Source organism: Dethiosulfatarculus sandiegensis, assembly GCF_000931935.2.
Lineage (GTDB): Bacteria > Desulfobacterota > Desulfarculia > Desulfarculales > Desulfarculaceae > Dethiosulfatarculus > Dethiosulfatarculus sandiegensis.
In genome coordinates this window covers 1-17367 of record NZ_AZAC01000036.1, presented here as the reverse complement: position 1 = coordinate 17367, position 17367 = coordinate 1, and the positions used below count along the sequence as shown (strand labels likewise).

Genomic DNA, 17367 nt, shown 5'->3' with positions numbered 1-17367 from the left:
TTACACCTCCAGATCCGACCAGGCCCGATTCAGGACTGCTGTGACCATGCGCCTTATGGCGGGAAGTTTGTAAACAGCCGAAGCCCGGATGCCGCAGACATCGGTAAATTCCCTGGCCGCCATCTCTCCGGCCCGGGCAAAGGCCTCGGATCCGGGTTCGGTGCAGGCGGTCAAAAATTCCTCTACCATTCTCAGGCGGCGAGGAGTGGGAAAGCATGAACTCAAGACCAGCCTGGGATCCTTCATGTCTTTGGTCAGCACACAGCTCACGTTCAGGCGGGCCACAGCCACTGCCTGGCGTCTGCCGACCTTGCCAAAGGCCTGGCTGTTTTGGGGCGGCATCTTGTCTGTGGAAAAACCAATGATAAGCTCGTCCGGCCCCAGGGATGTGCCATAGGGTGCGGTTATCAGCTCTTCCACCAAAACGTCTCTTTCACTGCCCGCGCTTTTTATCCGCGCCTTGGCCCCCAGGGCCACCAGGGCGCAGGTGCCGTCTGCCGCGGGCGAGGCATTGCCCACATTGCCGCCCAGGGTGCCAACCTGGCGGATCTGCACCGAACCCACCGATGAGGCCGCCAAGGCCAGGCAGGGATATGTATCCCTTACTTCCCGGTTTTTTTCCAGAAACCGGAAGGTAAGCCCGGCCCCTAAAAAGGGGGTGTCGCTTTTAAGCTCAAATTTATTCAGTTCCGGAATTTTTGTGACGTCGAGCAGTATATTAGGCAAAGGAGAGTCGGTTTGTTTTTGTTTTCTAAGGGCTATCATAAGGTCTGTTCCGCCTGCCAGGATGCGGGCGTCGCCTTGGGCCAGAATATCCAGGGCCTCGGCCAGATTGTCAGGCGCGTGATAAATACTCATCAGGCATCCTCCTTGATCTGCCGGGCGGCTTTTTTTACGGCCTCTATTATGTCCTGATATCCGGTGCAGCGGCATATGTTGCCGGCCAGGGAGGTTTTGATCTCTTCGTCCGTGGGGTCGGGATTGTCATTTAAAAGAGACTGGGCGCTTAAGACCATTCCCGGAGTGCAAAATCCGCATTGCACGGCTCCGGTTTCCAAAAACGCCTTTTGCAGCGGGCTTAATTCCCCTTTTCGGGCCAGTCCGCCAATTGTCGTTACGTCTTTACCGTTTGCCTTCCAGGCCGCGGTAAGACAGGAGTCAACAGCTGCTCCATCCAAAAGTACAGTGCAGGCTCCGCATTCACCTATGCCGCAGCCTTCTTTGGTTCCCTTGAGGCCCAGGTACTCACGCAGGACGTTCAGCAAGGTCTCCTCGCCGGCCACGTCCTTTACTTCGACCATGCGGCCATTGAGCCTGAATTTCAGTGTCATATTGCCTCAATCCGCTTTTGGTTTGCTGTTTCATTTTGTGGGCCCGGCCCGCTGCGGTTTCCGGGCGTGCAGCGGGCCGCTCCGTTTGTATCTTTGGATGTACAAATATTTTGTTACATGACTGAACCGATCAACTTGAAGATCTTTAGCGCAACATCATCTGCGGTAAAAAGAGCGCTATCTGGGGAAAGATGGAGATCAGGGCCACCACCACAAATACCGCCAGTAAAAACGGTGTAACTCCCTTGAATATGGTCTCCACCGAGACATCTTTGGCCACGCCGGCCACAGTGAAGATATTGAGGCCCATGGGCGGGGTGATAAGGCCTGCTTCCATCATCAAAACAGCCACCACACCGAACCAGATGGGATCAAAATTAAGCGCCTGGACAACCGGAAAAATAACCGGCATGGTGAGCACCATCATGGAGATGGCGTCCAGAAAACAGCCCAGGAAAAGATAGATCAGGATAATCACCGTATGGATAAGATAAGGCGACACGTCCAGGCCGCTGGCCCAGGTGGCCACCTGCATTGGTATGGTTGAAAGGGCCAGGAAATAGGTGAAAACATTGGCCCCTGTCACCAGGAACAAGACCATAACCGAGATGCGGACCGCTTCTCTGAGCGCCTCGGTCAGGTTTCCCCAGGTTAGTTTTTTCTTTAAAAGCGCCACCAATAAGAGAACCGTGGCTCCCACGGCGCCAGCTTCGGTGGGGGTGAAAAACCCCAGATAAATACCGCCCATGACTATAAGGAACAGAAGCATGGGCTCCCAGACTCCCAAAAGGGAGTTGAATTTTTCAGACCAGGATACGGGCTCCGGGCTGGTCGGGGCCAAAGAAGGCTTGATCTTGACCAATAACACCACAATTGCGATAAAGGCCAAGGCCAAGGTTATACCGGGCAGCATTCCGGCCACCAGTAGTTTGCCGATGGACTGCTCGGTGAGCATGCCGTAGACCACGAACCCTATGGAGGGCGGAATCAAAAAGCCCAGGGTGCCGCCCGCCGCCACAGTGCCGGTTGCCAGGGCGGGGTCGTAGTTATAGCTTTTCATCTCAGGCAGGGCCACTGTGCCCATGGTGGCTGCCGTGGCCACAGAAGAGCCTGAAACAGCGCTGAACCCCGCACAGGCGCCGATTGTGGCTATGCCCAGTCCGCCGGGCAGCTTCCTGAGCCATTTGTCAAAGGCGCCGTAAAGGTCTTTGGTGAGGCCGCTTGAACCTGCGAACCCGCCCATAACGATAAACAACGGGATCACGGTGTAGGGGTAGTGGGAAGCCACGTCATAGGTGGTTTGCGCCACTACGGGAAGCGCCGCCTCAAACGAAGACAGATAGGCAATTCCGGAAAATCCCACCAGCATCAGGGCAAAGGCTATGGGCATCCCCAGGAAGAGCAGGAGAAAAACACCTAAAGTTCCAATGATTCCAACTGTTACCGGATCCACTTGTCAGCTCCTAACTAGCTTGCGGCAAGCGTCCACAAGGTCTATGGCGAGTTCCAGAAAGAGGAACAGGGCGGCTAGGGGGACCAGGAGCCTGAAAGGCCATTGCACTATCCTGTGTACGTCTGAGACGGTGGTTTCATCGATGCCCACCACCCAGCCTTGCCAACAGAGAACGGCCATAATAAAGAGGCTTAAAAGGATGGTTATTATTTCTAAAAAGGCCTGGGCCTTTTCCGGCAGCTTGGAGGTGAACATCACCACCTTTACATGCCCCTTTACCTGCTGGGTGTAGGCCAGGCCCAAGAGAATGAAGACCACCAGCATGTAGCTGGAAAGCTCGAGCGTGCCTGGAATTGGCTTGGACCAGACAGCCCTGCCGATAACCTCGCCCGAGGTGAGAAGCATCATGGGAATAATCAAAAGCATCCCCACATTGGCCAAACCCCTGGTTGTCTTCTGAATCAGCGAGCGAAGCGTGTTTAGTCGATCCATTAATTCACTGTCCTTGACTTTTTAGACTGCTGAAGAAAAAGCGCCGGAACAAAGCCTTTGGTTTTGCTCCGGCGCTCGGGTGATTTATTTCCACTCTGCGGGGAAGGCCACGCAGGAGGTGCCGTGGGCTTCAGCAATCTTGTTGTACATCTTCACAGTGTCTTTGGCGGGGAGTCCCTTTTTCTCCAGCTCGGCCACCCATTTTTTGGTTTCCTGCTGGAAGGCCTTGGACCAGCGGGCCTGTTCTTCGGCGGGCAGCTCATAGAGGTTCACGCCCTTATCCTTGATCTCTTTCATCATGGTGGCGTAGACTTCCCGGTTCAGGCCGTGGGTTGTCTTATAGGGATTGCCCGCCACTTCTTCGATAATGGGCTTCAAATCGTCCGGGCAGCGTTCCCAGCTTTTCTTGTTCATGACCACGCCTTCGGAGACACATCCAAAGGTTGCGACCACGCCGTTTTTAGCAACTTCGTGGAGCTTGTAAGCCAGGACCAGGGGAGCGCAGGTGACCAGACCGTCGATGGTGCCGGTCTCGAGCGCCAGGTACACATCGCCCAAGGGCATGAAGACGGGCTCGGCGCCGAGGGCCTTGATGTAATTGGTCTGGTGTCCGCCCGGAGCGCGGATCTTCATGCCTTTTAAGTCTTCCATGGTGCGGACCGGTTTTTTGGTCCACATAAAGGCCTGGATGCAGCCGTTAAGCTCAAGCACCTTTACGTCCTTGAACTCCTTGTTCAAAACCTTTTTGTTCATTTCGTTGCCGATATCGGCTGCGATGTCTTTTCCGTTTACCCAGGTGGCCAGGGAGAGGGTGTCAGTGAGGGGGAAGCGTCCCGGAGTCCAGGTGGCAGTAAAATAGCCCATGTCCGAGAGCCCGTTTTTGACAATGTCATAGTGGGCAGGGCCCTTGCCCAAAGCTCCACCCGCGTAAAGAGTGTAGGTAATACGTCCGTTTGAGCGTTTTTTGAGTTCTTCCAGCATGGGAATCCAAACAGTTTTGACTTCCCTGCTGACCGGGGGGTGCCAAGTGCTGAATTTAATGTGGAACTTGGACTCATCTGCCGCGGCGGGGGTTGCGCACATAAAACCCGCTGCCAGGGCGATCGCCAACAATACTCCCAAAAATCTCGTCTTTACCTTCATCACTGACTCCATGATTGGGTTTATATAAATAATTTGTTTGCTTTAGTTTCCCCTTTAGTCTTTAAGAATTTTGTTATTCTATCCGGCTTAGCAAATCCTTGCCGGGGTTTGGGCATTTGGTTTAGCGTTAAATATTTCTGGCCATGTTACTCAAGGGAGTAACGGCCGAGAAAAAATTTTTAAGTCGCTACGCCTAGTTAAAGCACAGTGTAAGAGTAATACACCTAAAGTTTGTTTACTCACGCTTCATAGGCGGTTTACTGGTATTTAAGTTTCAAAAACAAGGGAAGCGGATCTGCCCCGGTTTCCCCTATTTAAGCGTTTGCCTCTGGTCTATAATGCCTGCCTTTACAGACAGGTCATTTGAGCCGCGCTTTTTTAGAAAGAGGGTGGGCTCACCACCCAGATAACCACGGTTTCCTTGTCCGTGTCATTGGACCAGCTGTGCGGGTCGTTGGAGTCGTAGTAAAAGCTTTCAAACTGGTGCACAGTATATTTGGTCCCCTTGACCTCCAGGCTCATTTCGCCTTTAAGCACAATTCCGAATTCCTCGCCCACATGTTGATAGCTGCCGTGACTGCCTCCACCGGGCTGGATAGTGGTGAAAAAGGGCTGCATGCGTTTGTCTTTTGCGTTTTTAACCAGTGATTGAATCCTGGCATTCCAGCGGCTCAAAGTCAGGGTCTTGCGATTTTCCGGTGTCATAACCACAGGTTCATCGTCTTCGCCGTCGTTAAAAAAGTCGGTGATCTTAGATTGAAGGGCCGCCGCGATTTTTTTAAGTGTGGCGATGGAGGGAGAGGCCCGCCCCCTTTCAATCTGCGAGATATGGGCATCGCTGCACCCTACCATCTCGGCCAATTGCTTCAGGGTGAGCTGGCGGCTAAGCCTTTTCTCTTTGATCCGTTGTCCTAGTTCTAGTTCACCCACGTTATTGATCTTTTCTCCTTAATCAGGGCGGAAATCGCTTTGCTTTGCGAGGAAAAAATTAAATATTAGTCAACAAATGTAAAATAGCTTAATGCTCGGATTCAGGTCAACAGAAAAGCGCAGCACAGACTAATTTGAGAAATATTAAATATTATTAAATAGTTATTTAAAATAACCTTATTCTTTAAACTTGCTTGTAATGTTTTTTCATGCTTGTTTGAGAACTGAAAGGAAGGATTAAACGAAGTAGAAGTTAATTATTCAGCCGCAGGCAAGAAGTGGCCTGAGGGGCTGATAAAGGGGATACTTCATATGAGAATGCAGCTTAACTGCTGGTATACAAGAGTGTTTTTGTAATGAAATTGCGCAAAGCTGACCATTCGTAAAACGGCAAGTCTTCTATTCCCATGAATAATTGAATCATAACCTATTTTTTTGTTGTTGATCCTGAGAAAATTAAGCTATAGTTTATCTGTCAATACCGAGTTAATTAATCGGCAGAACTTGTTTGCAATAGATTCCTGTTTGTCTTGGCTTAGAACTTGTACCTGAAAAGTCCTTTGAAACAGTATGTTAGGCATTATAAGCCCTGCTGTTGAACAAAGGGTTGAAAAAGGCGCGGGCCCTTTTGGTTTGGGCGGGCATTTCCGGGCCTCTTAAACGGCTTAACAGATATTTAAGTTCACGACTTCTTCGGTGGACCAAACAGGCCCGCTGGATCATCGGTCAGGGGCCGGCTTGTCCGGCCGTTCGGCCCGAAGGGAGGTTTGCAAGGCTAATGAAGACGGTTCTAATTAAAAACGTGGGCCTTTTGCTTTCAGGCGATTATGAAAAACCCATCCTGGATGCGGACAGCATCCTGATCCAAGACGGCAAAATCAAGGAAACGGGCAAGGGGCTATCTGCTCCCGCAGATGCCAAGGTCATTGACGCGGCGGGCGCCGCGGTTGCCCCCGGACTTATCGACTCCCATTGCCATGTGGTGCTCGGCGACTTTTCTCCCAGACAGCGCATGCTGGATTTCATGGATTCTTCCCTGCACGGAGGCGTCACCACCTCCATATCCGCCGGAGAGGTGCATCTGCCCGGCAGGCCCAAAGATCCGCTCGGAGCCAAGTGCCTGGCCATATTGGCCGCCAAGTCCTGGGCCAATGTGCGTCCCGGCGGCATGAAGGTGCTCGGTGGAGCGCTTATTTTGGAAAAAGGCCTCACGGAAAAGGATTTTGACGAATGTTATGATGCCGGTGTCCGGGTGATCGGGGAAATAGGCCTGGGTTCGGTAAAGGAACCGGCCGAGGCGGCCGAGATGTGCGCCTGGGCCAAGGAAAGAGGCATGGTGGTGCAGATGCACACCGGCGGCACCTCTATTCCGGGCTCTTCGGTGGTTGGGGCGGAGCAGATTCTCGCGGTCAAGCCCAGTGTGGTTTCCCACATAAACGGCGGCCCCACTGCGGTGAGCGAAGAAGAGGCCAAACTCATCGTCGATCAATCCGACGCAACCTTTGAGATCGTGCAGTGCGGCAACGTCAAAAGAGCGGCCCAGGTTTCCAGCATGCTTATGGAAAAGAACCAGCCCGGCCGCCTTATCCTTGGAAACGACGCTCCTTCGGGCACAGGTATTGTCACCTTGGGCATCTTGCGCAATATCAGCTGGCTGGCCAGCCTTGGCGAGATGCCGCCCGAGTTGGCTGTCTGCGCAGCCACCGGCAACACGGCCAAGGTTTACGGCCTTAACCGGGGCATGATCGCACCGGGCCTGGAGGCGGACCTGGTATTCATGGACACCCCCATGGGTTCACCGGGCAAGGATGTGCTTGAGGCCCTTAAGGAAGGCGACACCCCTGGTGTCTCCATTGTGATGGTCGACGGCGAGGTGGTGGTGACCAAGAGCAGAAACACCCCGCCCTGCGTACGCCAGGCCAAGGTTCTGTAAAAGGTTTTGATTTGTTCGGCCCGTATTTTTAAGGGCCTAAGCTTGCACCAGGAAAGGACGCACCATGGAGATCCGCAAACTCTGCACCTTTGTTGAAGAAACCATGACCGAGATGGACAAGAAGGTGGATCCCCCCACCAGAAAAGCCGCCGCCATCGCGGTTATTAAAAACCCCTTTGCCGGTAAATATCAGGAAGATTTGACAGAGCTCATGGATAACGGGGCCGAGCTCGGCACCCTTTTAGGCGAAAAATGCCTCGAAGCCCTGAATATAGGCCCGGAAAAGGCCGAAAGCTATGGCAAGGCCTGCATTGTGGGGCTTAAGGGCGAGATGGAGCACGCCGCGGCGATCATGCATCCCAAACTCGGCGGGCCTTTCCGCAAAGCCTTGGGCAGGGGCCTGGCCCTTATCCCTTCCATCAAAAAACGCGGACCGGCCGGATGCCCCATTGACGTGCCTTTGAACCACAAAGACGCCGCTTTTATCCGCTCGCATTTTGACGGCATGACCGTGAGCCTGGCGGACGCACCGGCAGACGATGAGCTGATGGTGGTCCTGGTGGTCACCGATTCAGGCCGTCCCTTGCCGAGGGTTGGCGGCTTGACTGTGGATGAAGCCAAGTATGAAGACGGACTGAGATAACAAAGACCCCAAACGTCCCCCGGCCTTATTCGGGCCGGGGGAAAGCGGCCTTTCAAGGCGTACACAGGAGAAAGACCCATGGCAATCTTGCCGGAAGTAAAGAGCCATTACGGCAAACTGAAATTTTACATTGACAACCAGTGGGTGGAGAGCGCCTCCAGCGAGGTGCAGGAAACCACCAATCCGGCCACCGGCCGACCCATTGCCGAGTATCCCACCGCCACCCGGGATGAAGCCAGGGCCGCGGTAGAGTCTGCCCAGCGCGGATTCAAGGCCTGGAACGAAATCGCCCTGCGCGAGCGGGCCAAGACTTTGTTTGATATGCGTCAGGCCTTTGAAGAGGACTATGACGTACTTTGCCGCGTCCTGACCCAGGATCACGGCCGGACCATGGGTGAGTCCAGGGGATCTGTGCGCAGGGTGATTGAAAACATAGAAAGCGCCTGCGCCGCCTGCTATGCCATGCCCAAACTTAACGAGCATATCGATCAGCTGGCCACCGGCATTGACGAGTATCTGATCTATGAGCCCCTGGGAATTTTCCTTATCGTGACACCGGGTAATATCCCCATGCATGCCTGGTCTTCTTTTGTGCCCTACGCACTGGCCGCGGGCTGCTCTGTTGTGGTGAGCCCCAGTCGTCAGGACCCGGTGGCGGCCGAGTATATCACCAGGACCATAGAAAAGTTGAATCTGCCCCCGGGCCTGATCAACCTGGTGCATGGCGGCAGGCAGATCAATGATTTCATCCTGCGTCAACCCGAGGTGCAGGGGGTGGGCTTTATCGGCTCCACAGCCGCCGGCCAGGCCCTTTTCAAGACTTGCGGCGAGCTGGGCAAATCCTCATCCTTAAACGGAAACGGCAAGAACTGCGTGGTTATCATGCCGGATGCGGACCTGGATATTGCGGCGCAATATCTTTTGCGGGCCTGCTTTGGCATGACCGGCCAGCGCTGCCTGGGCTCGGACAATGTGCTGGTCCATGAAAAGGTCTTTGACCAGATGAAGGAAAAATTCGTGGCCGCGGCCAAGGCCATGAAAATAGGCTATGGTCTGGACGAGAGCATGGAGCTTGGCCCCCATGCCAGCAGAAACGGCATGGAGAAGACCCTGGCCTGGATAGACAAATGCCTGTCCGAAGGCGGAAAACTTGCCTTGGACGGTCGCGAGACCGTACCGGCGGAGTGCAAGGACGGCTATTTTGTGGGAGCCACCATTTTTGAAGATGTCACCACGGAGATGGAAGTCACCACAGAAGAGTCCTTTGGCCCGCTGGCCTGCCTGATGCGCTTCAATGACTTGGACAAGGTTATTGAATGGCACAACAAGGCCAATTATGACCAGGGCCATTCGGCCTGCATCATGACCGCGGACAATAAGGCGGCCAGGAAATTCATCAGGGAAATGGAGACCGGTAACATCGGTGTTAACGTGGCTGTGCCCCAGCCTTATTCCTTCTTCCCCCTGGCCTCCAAAAAACAGTCTTTTTTGGGCAATGCCAAGTCCCGCTACGCCTCCATGAGGCTTTTTTTGGACGAGAAGACCGTCACCTCCCGCTGGGTGTGATGGTTTAGGCAAAAGATTTGCTTTAAACCGGCAGGCCGTCTTTCAAAGGCGGCCTGCCTTTTTTGTGAGTATAAATAATTGAAACAAGCATGGTTAAGTGAATGAACAATTGTTTGCGAATAAAGTTTTTGGGGGGAACAGGAAAAATGAAAAACATATCTATAGTAGAGCTCCCTTGGCAGGAAGCTCCGGTTGATCTGCTTCTTTTGGCTGATCCTTCCTTGGAAAAACTGAACAGCTATCTTAAAGAGTCCAAATGTGTTGTGGCCTTGGATAATAAAAAGCCCATAGGCGCATATGTGCTGAAACCCCTTGTACAAGGTTCATATGAACTGATGAGCATTGCGGTGTTGCCCGAGTTTCAAAAAAAGGGGGTGGGAACGGCATTGCTCAAGCATGCGGTTTCATTTGCCCGTGAATCCGGGGCAAGGCGCTTGGAAGTGGGAACCGGCACCTTTGGTTACCAGCTTGCCTTTTACCAAAGACAGGGATTCCGGGTTTATAAAGTGGACAGGGATTTTTTCCTGACCAATTACCCAGAGCCCATTTACGAAGAGGGCATTCAGCTCAAGGACATGCTGCGCCTTTCGGTTGATTATTAATTTTACCGGTTTTGATTTTTAAAGTATTTTCTTAAGTTTTAATTTTAATTGGATAACTATATAAAAATACATAAGAATGTTTTAGGCTTACCTTAACGGGTTTTTACTCTTCCCTTAGGTTTGACCTGACGGAGAAGTTCGCCCCGCTTACAAGTGGCTTTTAATTATTCCTTTTATATGGCTAGTATTTAATATCAGGCGCTTGCTTAATCGTGGTTTTACATTTAATCTATTTTTAGTAATCATAATCATTATTATGTAAAATTAAGGAGTTGACATGGCCAAAACCGAAGAGATGTACCAATGCCAGGGCCCTCAGTGCGGCTATATCTATAACCCTGACAAAGGTTGTAAGAAAAAGGGAGTGGCCAAGGGTGTTAAGTTCGAGGATATTCCCGAGGACTTCAAATGCCCCTCCTGCGGTGTTGGTAAAAAATTCTTCAAATGCCTGGCGGAACAAAACCAATAACCCCGCCCCGTATGTGAAGTTTCCATAGGTAAACCTTGCAATCGGGCAGCCTGGTTTTTGACCTTGGGCGCCCGGTTGTAATATTTGAATAGATGATCTTCAGAGACCGGGGCATTTTTGCCTGAACCTTTCCTCAGGATTATGCCATTCTTAAAATGCACCTCTTAAAACTTGGCATCCATTTTTCTAAAGACGGAATTTGGGGATTTTCCCTGTTTGGCCTGCTTTTGCTTTGTGCCTTTTCTACGGTTTGTTATTATTGGCTGAAATGTTTCAAGTACTCGGCCCGGGCAGGCCAAATGAGGCCCTTTAGCGCCCGGCAAGACCAAAAAACATCTGATCCAAGGGGACGTGGGATTTGCCTGAAGTAGACAATTATCTCTGGCTTTTTTTGCCTTTGCTGACCCTGGGCGCTGTTATCGCCTCAATTGAGGTGCTCAGGCGAAAGGCCTTGTTTTTCCAAAGCCTCAGGATTGCGTTTTACCTGTTGGGTTTAAGCCTTGCCTTTGAACTGTCGCTTTGGCAAATGCCGCTCGGCTGGGCCGAAAAGACAAGCCCCTATGGCAGGGCCTTGTATATTTTCACCGGCCTGGTTTTTTTGATCCATATTATCGATGGCTTTTTTGTAGGCTATCTTCTGGTGCATCTTAGAAAGCGTCATGTCCCGCCTATTTTGCGCAAAGCGGGCATACTCGCCGCCTATTTTATCTCCGCTCTGGTGATCTTAAGGACCTGCCTTGACCTGGATGTGACTTCCCTGGTCGCCACATCGGCTGTGATTTCCTTTGTGGTGGGCCTGGCTTCACAGGATCTTTTGGGCAGCATTCTGGCGGGAATCGTAATTGGCGTGGAACGCCCCATTGTAAGGGATAACTGGATACATATAAATGACCTGGAAGGACAGGTGGTGGATATCACCTGGCGTCGCACCCTGCTGAAGACCCGGGATGGCGACTTTGTGCTCCTGCCCAACTCAGAGGTGATGAAGCAGACTATCTTGAACCACACCTTGCCGGACAAACTGCACCGGGTGACCTTGACTGTGGGGGTGCATTACAGGCACCCCCCCAATCAGGTGAAAAACGCCATGCTGGCCGCAGGCTCGCACTGCCCCCTGGTCCTGACCTCGCCCGCGCCGAGTGTCTTTCTGGAGGAATTCGGCGATTCATCGATCAGTTACCGCTTAAACGTATGGATCAGGGATTACGATAAACTTGAGCAGATCAGGGATCAGATAAACACCCTTATCTGGTATCAGTTCAAGCGAAGGGGAATAGAGATACCCTTCCCCATACGCACACTGCACAGGCCCAGCCCGCAAAAGGCTCCCCAAAAGGCCATGGAGGACAACATAAGGCGGATCATGCCGCTTTTGGAAAGGGTTCCTTTTTTCGAGACCGTGCCGCCGGATGATCTCTGGGAAATCGCCCGCAGGCTTAAGCTCGGCACCTACGGGGCCGGGGAGATATTGGTCAGGCAAGGGGAATCCGGCCGCTCCATGTTCATGATCATAAGCGGCAGGGCAAAGGTCCTGGCCGGGACGGGCTCCAGTGAAAAACACATGGTGGCCACGCTTGATCAGGGGGATATATTTGGCGAAATGTCGCTTCTTTTGGGACAGCCCAGAAACGCCACTGTGCAGCTTGAAGACGATTCGGAGATCATTGAATTCAGTCCCGGCCTTTTTAAGGATATGATTGAAAAGCACGGCGGCCTTTTGGAACACCTTTCCGGATTGGTTGAAAGCCGCCAGAGTGAAAATGCGGAATTAAAAGCCATGTTTGCCCAGCAGAAGATAAGGACCAAAGAGGGCAGGGTAAGCGCCATCCTGGGGCGAATCAAGGGAGTGTTTGGTGTTTCCTGATGGAATCTTTAAAGGAAAACGGATAATGAAAAAGTTTTTACACGGGCTTTTTTTATGCCTGGCAGTGCTTTGTTTTACCGCGCCGCCCGTCCTGGCCCTGGAATTATGCGTACAGGTAAAAGAAGGCAAGCTCATGGAGCAGCCGAGTTTTTTTGCCCGCCTGCTTAAGAAAATTCCCTATGGCCGGAAAGTTGAATCGCTTGAAGAGGAAAACGGCTGGCATCGCATTGAAACTCCCCCGGGCTGGATGCATGCCTCGGCCTTGACCGCGCAGACCGTAAGCCTTAATCCGGGCCAGGCAGACGCCAAGATCACCCCGGACAAAGAGGAACTGGCCTTGGCAGGCAAAGGCTTTAACAAAAAGGTTGAAGCCAAATACCGGGCACAGGGCAAAGGGGATTACAAAAAGGTGGATAAGATGGAGGCCCGGTTCAACTTCAAACAGAAAGAATTGGCCGGCTTTTTGGCTGAAGGCGGGCTCAAGCCGGGAGAAGATAAATGAAAAAGAATCTCTCCCGGAAAAAAATGATTGTTAAATCTCTGGCTTGTCTGGCTTCCTGTGTTTTTTTGGCCGCGGCTGCGGGTTTTTTACCCAAAGCGGATGTACCAAGAAAGGTTGTCTGCCTGGATCTGTTTGACAGCATAAAAAGCGGCCTTGAAAACGCGAATAAAATTTTGGGAACCGCTGAAAAGGTGGCCGATTCCACTCAAAAGGCCACCCAAGATCTCACCCCCAGGCAGGAATATTTTCTCGGCAGAGGCGTGGCCGCGGTTATTTTAAAGAAATATCCCTCCTGGGATAATAACCTGGCCAACGCCTATTTAAACCTTTTGGGGCAATCCCTGGCCGGGTGCTCCCAAATGCCCCAGACCTATGGCGGGTATCATTTTCAGATTTTGAACAGTAATGAGATCAACGCCTTTGCCGCACCCGGCGGTCTTATCATGGTCACCAGGGGCATGTTGAGGATATGCCGATCAGAGGCCGAACTGGCCGCTGTACTGGCCCATGAAATAGGGCATGTGCAAAACAGGCATGGCCTGAGCGCCATCAAGCAAAACCGCATGCTTGAGTTGGGCGGGCTTTTACTTAAAGAAGGAACGCAAGAATTCGGCAACTCGGAGCTGAAAAAGCTGACAGGCTTGTTTGGGGAGTCTGTGGGCGATGTTACCAAAACCCTTTTAGTAAGCGGTTATTCCAGGGATCAGGAATTGGAAGCGGATCAGGCGGCAGTGCGGATTTTGACCAGTACAGGCTATCCACCCCAGGCCCTTACCAGCATGCTGCGCAAGATGAAAACTGCCCTGGCTGATCAGAGTACGGGTTTTGCAAAGACCCATCCCGACCCTCTGGACAGGGTGGAGTCTGTACAAGACCTTTTACAGACCGACGATGAGCCTGCCGCTCCCCAGGCCAGGATCAACCGTTTCGCCTTGGCAAGCAGGGGCTTCTAGACCTTGAGCCTTTCACTACCCCACTGGCTCTTAAGGCTTGTCCGCAAAACCGTTTGGCGGAGCCTTTTGCTGGGCGGCGTTATAAGCATTTTGGTTTTGACTGTTTGGCAGGCAGGCCTTTTAACCCCCTGGGAAAGGGTTACCTGGGACTGGCGGGCTCAATTTTGGGCCGAACCCGGCCCTAATAGCGAGAAAATAAAAGTGGTGGTGCTGGACCAGGCCAGTCTGGACTGGGCTCAACGCTTCAGCGGCCTGGGCTGGCCCTGGCCCAGGCAGGCCTATATCCATATAATCGATTACCTCACCAAGGCCGGAGCCAAAGCGGTTATTTTTGACCTTTTGTTTACCGAGGCCTCGAGCCTGGCCGGTGATGACCAGGCCCTGGCCCGGGTAATGGCCAAATCGCGGAAAGTCGCCGGAGCCCTGATGCTCACCAAGGAGAGCGGCAGTGCCGTTTGGCCGGACTGGGCTCAAAAGAGGCTGCCTAAGATCAAGGGACAAAATAAATGGCTGCAAGGCTCCAATTCCAGGCAAAGCAAGAGGGTGCTTTTGCCCATTGAAACCCTGGGGCAAAACATGTTGAGCCTGGGTAATGTGGCGGAAAATCCTGATCCGGACCAGGTGGTGCGGCGGGTGACCCTGGTTAAAGGGGTGTTTGATCAGGCTGTTTTGAGCCTCGGCGCCGCAGCCTATGCGGCGCTTTCCGATCAGGCTGTGGCCCTAAAGGCAAGCAGCCTTGTTTTTGGGCAAGAGAGCATTCCTCTTGATAAAGAGGGGAGGGCTATTTTGAGATTTCGGGGGGGGCCCGGGGTTCATCAGAAGTTTTCCGCAGCCTCGATAATCCAGTCTGAACTGCGTCTTTTACAGGGACAAAGGCCCACCATATCTGATTCATCGGTGTTTAAGGATTGCTATGTGTTTTTCGGGCTGACCGCTCCGGGCCTGCATGATATGAGGGCCACCCCGGTTTCGGCGGTGTATCCCGGGGTCGAGATACACGCCACCGCCCTGGATAACCTGATAACCGGCGATTTTATTAGAAAACCACCGACCTGGGCAGTGGCGGCCTGGGTTTTTCTGCTTTGCCTGGGCGCCGCCTTTGCAGGCAGCCTTTTCCAGGCGGTGAGACATAGCGTAGTTGTTTTTGCCTTTTTACTCCCTTTACCCATACTCGGAGGGTTTTTAACCTATCCCCTGGGCTACTGGTGGCCGGTTATGGTGGCAGAGGTGGGAGTGCTTCTGGTTTTATTGGGAGTTGTGTTCTTGAACCTGGCGCTGGTGGGAGAGCAAAAGCGTTTCATAAAAAAGGCCTTTAACCATTATCTCAGCCCGGTTGTAATTGAACGCATATTGGAAGACCCGGATCAGCTCCGCCTTGGAGGTGAACGCAGGGAGCTTACAATTTTTTTCAGTGACCTGGCGGGGTTCACCTCTCTTTCCGAAGGCCTGGACCCCCAGGAACTGACCCATCTCTTAAATGACTATCTCTCTGAAATGAGTGAGTTTATCCTGAAGGCAGGCGGTACTCTGGATAAATACGAGGGTGACGCCATCATAGCCTTTTGGAACGCACCCCTTTCCCAGCCTGATCATGCCTTGGCCGCCTGTCGGGCAGCCCTTAAGTGCAACCAAAGGCTTTTGCAAAGGGCGTCGGAATATGAAAAACGCCTTGGCCGCGTCTTGTGGGCTCGCATCGGCATAAATACTGGCCCCGTGGTGGTGGGCAACATGGGGTCCAGACAACGTTTCGACTATACGGTTTTGGGGGACGCCGCCAACCTGGCTTCCAGGTTGGAAGGGGCCAACAAGGTTTTCGGCACTCCCTTGATGGTGTCAGAGGAAACCTGGCGTCAGACCAGGGGAGAACTTAGCGGCAGGAAACTGGGGCGGCTTAAGGTGGTGGGTAGAAAGGAAGCTGTAACGGTTTATCAGCCCTTGGGTGAAGCAGGCCAGGGCCTGAGCCCTGAGATGGAGATATTCACTCAAGGTATTGACCTGGTGGAGAACAGGGACTGGCAGGCGGCTTTACATTGTTTTCAAGGCATAGAACAAGATCCAGCGGCCAATGCCTATGTTAAAAAGTTAAGCCAACTCCCGGATAAATCTCCGGACGCCTGGGACGGTGTCTGGAGCTTGACTAATAAATAGCTGACTTCGCATATAATTTTGCCTCTATACCTTTCATGAGAAGATTGTTTTGTGCTTGCGGCAAAAAGAACCCATTACGCCTAAAATAGATTCTCCCCCTGGTATAAACAACTGACTGCAAGGACCCAAATCAATCCTCGGCCAGGCTGTACGTTTGCTAAGTGTCGAAAGGTCTGAAGCCTGGAGCAACGGCCTGGGTTGAGTCGTTTTCGAGTATGATGGGTTATTAAAAAGCTAAGCTTTTGGAAAGTGTCAGCTGTTGGATTTAGTCGTTTCGTTAAACACGGATGCCGAATGGCCTAATCAAATCGCACCGCTCAAATGGGTTTTTATGATATTGCTCACGCCTCAGACCAGCTATACTAAAAAGGCAAAAGATACCTGCTTGATGCAGTTACACCCCTTGAGGTCTGCGACGTTTTTTATCTTTTTAGCTGTGATAACAGTATGTTATCTTAGGCTGAAAGATAGTGCCGCCCCATATCAATTTTGCCTGTTAAGGCTTTTGGGAAAGAAAGAAGGCCGTTAATGCCTGACCTCGACCGTCCAACTGAAACCCATCAAATTAGGCTAATTGACATCAATCAAATAAAGCGCAACTCCCACAGGGATCTGTTGATCTTTGCCTTCTGTTGTGGGTTGTTTTTTATTGGATCTCTTTTCTATGATCCGTTGGAACATGTGTATTATTTTAGTAGGGATTACGAGCAATTCGAGGTTGACGAACTCTTTGCCACGGCTATTTTCGCAGGCGCTTTGATGTGTATTTATGCTTGGCGTCGCAATCGGGAACTACACTTATTAACTGAAAATCTGGAAAGGCAAAAACGGGAATTGGAAGAGGCCCTGACCAAGGTCAAAGAATTGGAAGGCATTATTCCCATTTGTTCTTTTTGTAAGAAAATCCGTGATGACCAGGGCTATTGGCGCAAGGTGGAAGAATATATAAGCACCCATTCCAAGGCAAGATTCAGCCATGGGGTTTGCCCTGAATGCGCGGAAAAATATTACGAGGAAATAAAGAAAATATGAGGGTGATCCTGTTTCCCCTAAGTGATCAGCCTTGAATTACTGCTGTTTCCTGAAAACCGGTCAAAATCTTCCCTGTGATTCGCTCCTTATATAGGGGACTGTTAAGCAGGTATATCCATAAAAATCCCTTTAGTTTAAGAAATAACCAGGTTTTTGAATTCATGGCAATCGTAACCATGCATCTCTGCCGGATGGGGTTATTCTCTAAACATATTAAAACTATTAAAATGGATGGTTAACCGTTTCATGTTTGGTAATGCAAGCCTTGTTGTCTGTACTTGATAAAAAGATAACGTAAGATATTTT

General features: G+C 51.7%; 16 protein-coding genes. 10 read left to right on the top strand and 6 right to left on the bottom strand.

What is annotated here, in order from left to right; translation table 11 throughout:
* From X474_RS19305 to X474_RS19280, 6 genes are all read right to left on the bottom strand, one after another.
* Positions 1–858: an FAD binding domain-containing protein gene (locus X474_RS19305; RefSeq protein ID WP_052515420.1), complete on the bottom strand. Its 858-nt coding sequence runs from the start codon at positions 856–858 to the stop codon at positions 1–3.
* Positions 858–1331 (bottom strand): (2Fe-2S)-binding protein, encoded by a 474-nt coding sequence (locus tag X474_RS19300; protein WP_044351251.1) that lies wholly within the window; start codon positions 1329–1331, stop codon positions 858–860. Before X474_RS19300 ends, X474_RS19305 begins: the two co-directional genes overlap by 1 nt.
* A 145-nt stretch (positions 1332–1476) precedes the next feature.
* Positions 1477–2784: a TRAP transporter large permease gene (locus tag X474_RS19295; RefSeq protein WP_044351250.1), complete on the bottom strand. Its 1308-nt coding sequence runs from the start codon at positions 2782–2784 to the stop codon at positions 1477–1479.
* 3 nt (positions 2785–2787) lie between these two features.
* Positions 2788–3276 (bottom strand): TRAP transporter small permease subunit, encoded by a 489-nt coding sequence (locus X474_RS19290; protein ID WP_044351248.1) that lies wholly within the window; start codon positions 3274–3276, stop codon positions 2788–2790.
* Positions 3277–3360: 84 nt separating this feature from the next.
* Positions 3361–4419 (bottom strand): TRAP transporter substrate-binding protein, encoded by a 1059-nt coding sequence (locus X474_RS19285; RefSeq protein WP_052515419.1) that lies wholly within the window; start codon positions 4417–4419, stop codon positions 3361–3363.
* A gap of 378 nt (positions 4420–4797) precedes the next feature.
* The gene (locus X474_RS19280; protein WP_044351245.1) at positions 4798–5349 is read right to left on the bottom strand and encodes a cupin domain-containing protein; all 552 of its coding nucleotides are present in this window, start codon (positions 5347–5349) and stop codon (positions 4798–4800) included.
* Positions 5350–6127: 778 nt separating this feature from the next.
* Between X474_RS19280 and X474_RS19275 the strand changes: the two genes are divergently transcribed.
* The 10 genes from X474_RS19275 (at position 6128) to X474_RS19220 (ending at position 17061) form a co-directional block, all read left to right on the top strand.
* A complete protein-coding gene (locus X474_RS19275) occupies positions 6128–7282 on the top strand; it encodes an amidohydrolase family protein (protein ID WP_044351243.1) in 1155 nt (384 codons plus the stop codon).
* Positions 7283–7346: 64 nt separating this feature from the next.
* Positions 7347–7925 carry an amino acid synthesis family protein gene (locus X474_RS19270; RefSeq protein ID WP_044351242.1) on the top strand — a complete coding sequence of 193 codons (579 nt, stop codon included), beginning with the start codon at positions 7347–7349 and terminating at the stop codon, positions 7923–7925.
* Between the two features lie 78 nt (positions 7926–8003).
* The gene (locus tag X474_RS19265) at positions 8004–9491 is read left to right on the top strand and encodes an aldehyde dehydrogenase family protein (protein ID WP_044351241.1); all 1488 of its coding nucleotides are present in this window, start codon (positions 8004–8006) and stop codon (positions 9489–9491) included.
* Between the two features lie 146 nt (positions 9492–9637).
* The gene (locus X474_RS19260) at positions 9638–10093 is read left to right on the top strand and encodes a GNAT family N-acetyltransferase (protein ID WP_044351240.1); all 456 of its coding nucleotides are present in this window, start codon (positions 9638–9640) and stop codon (positions 10091–10093) included.
* 277 nt (positions 10094–10370) lie between these two features.
* On the top strand, positions 10371–10562 hold the full coding sequence (locus tag X474_RS19255) for a rubredoxin (protein WP_044351237.1): 192 nt from the start codon (positions 10371–10373) through the stop codon (positions 10560–10562).
* A gap of 358 nt (positions 10563–10920) precedes the next feature.
* A complete protein-coding gene (locus X474_RS19245; RefSeq protein WP_044351233.1) occupies positions 10921–12426 on the top strand; it encodes a mechanosensitive ion channel family protein in 1506 nt (501 codons plus the stop codon).
* Between the two features lie 25 nt (positions 12427–12451).
* Entirely contained in the window at positions 12452–12928 is a 477-nt protein-coding gene (locus tag X474_RS19240; RefSeq protein WP_156360839.1) for an SH3 domain-containing protein, read from the top strand.
* Positions 12925–13881: a M48 family metalloprotease gene (locus tag X474_RS19235; protein WP_052515418.1), complete on the top strand. Its 957-nt coding sequence runs from the start codon at positions 12925–12927 to the stop codon at positions 13879–13881. Before X474_RS19240 ends, X474_RS19235 begins: the two co-directional genes overlap by 4 nt.
* Before the next feature lie 3 nt (positions 13882–13884).
* Positions 13885–16029, top strand: a complete 2145-nt coding sequence (locus X474_RS19230; protein ID WP_052515417.1) for a CHASE2 domain-containing protein — start codon at positions 13885–13887, stop codon at positions 16027–16029.
* Between the two features lie 528 nt (positions 16030–16557).
* Positions 16558–17061: a hypothetical protein gene (locus X474_RS19220; RefSeq protein ID WP_052515416.1), complete on the top strand. Its 504-nt coding sequence runs from the start codon at positions 16558–16560 to the stop codon at positions 17059–17061.
* Positions 17062–17367 lie beyond the last annotated feature (306 nt).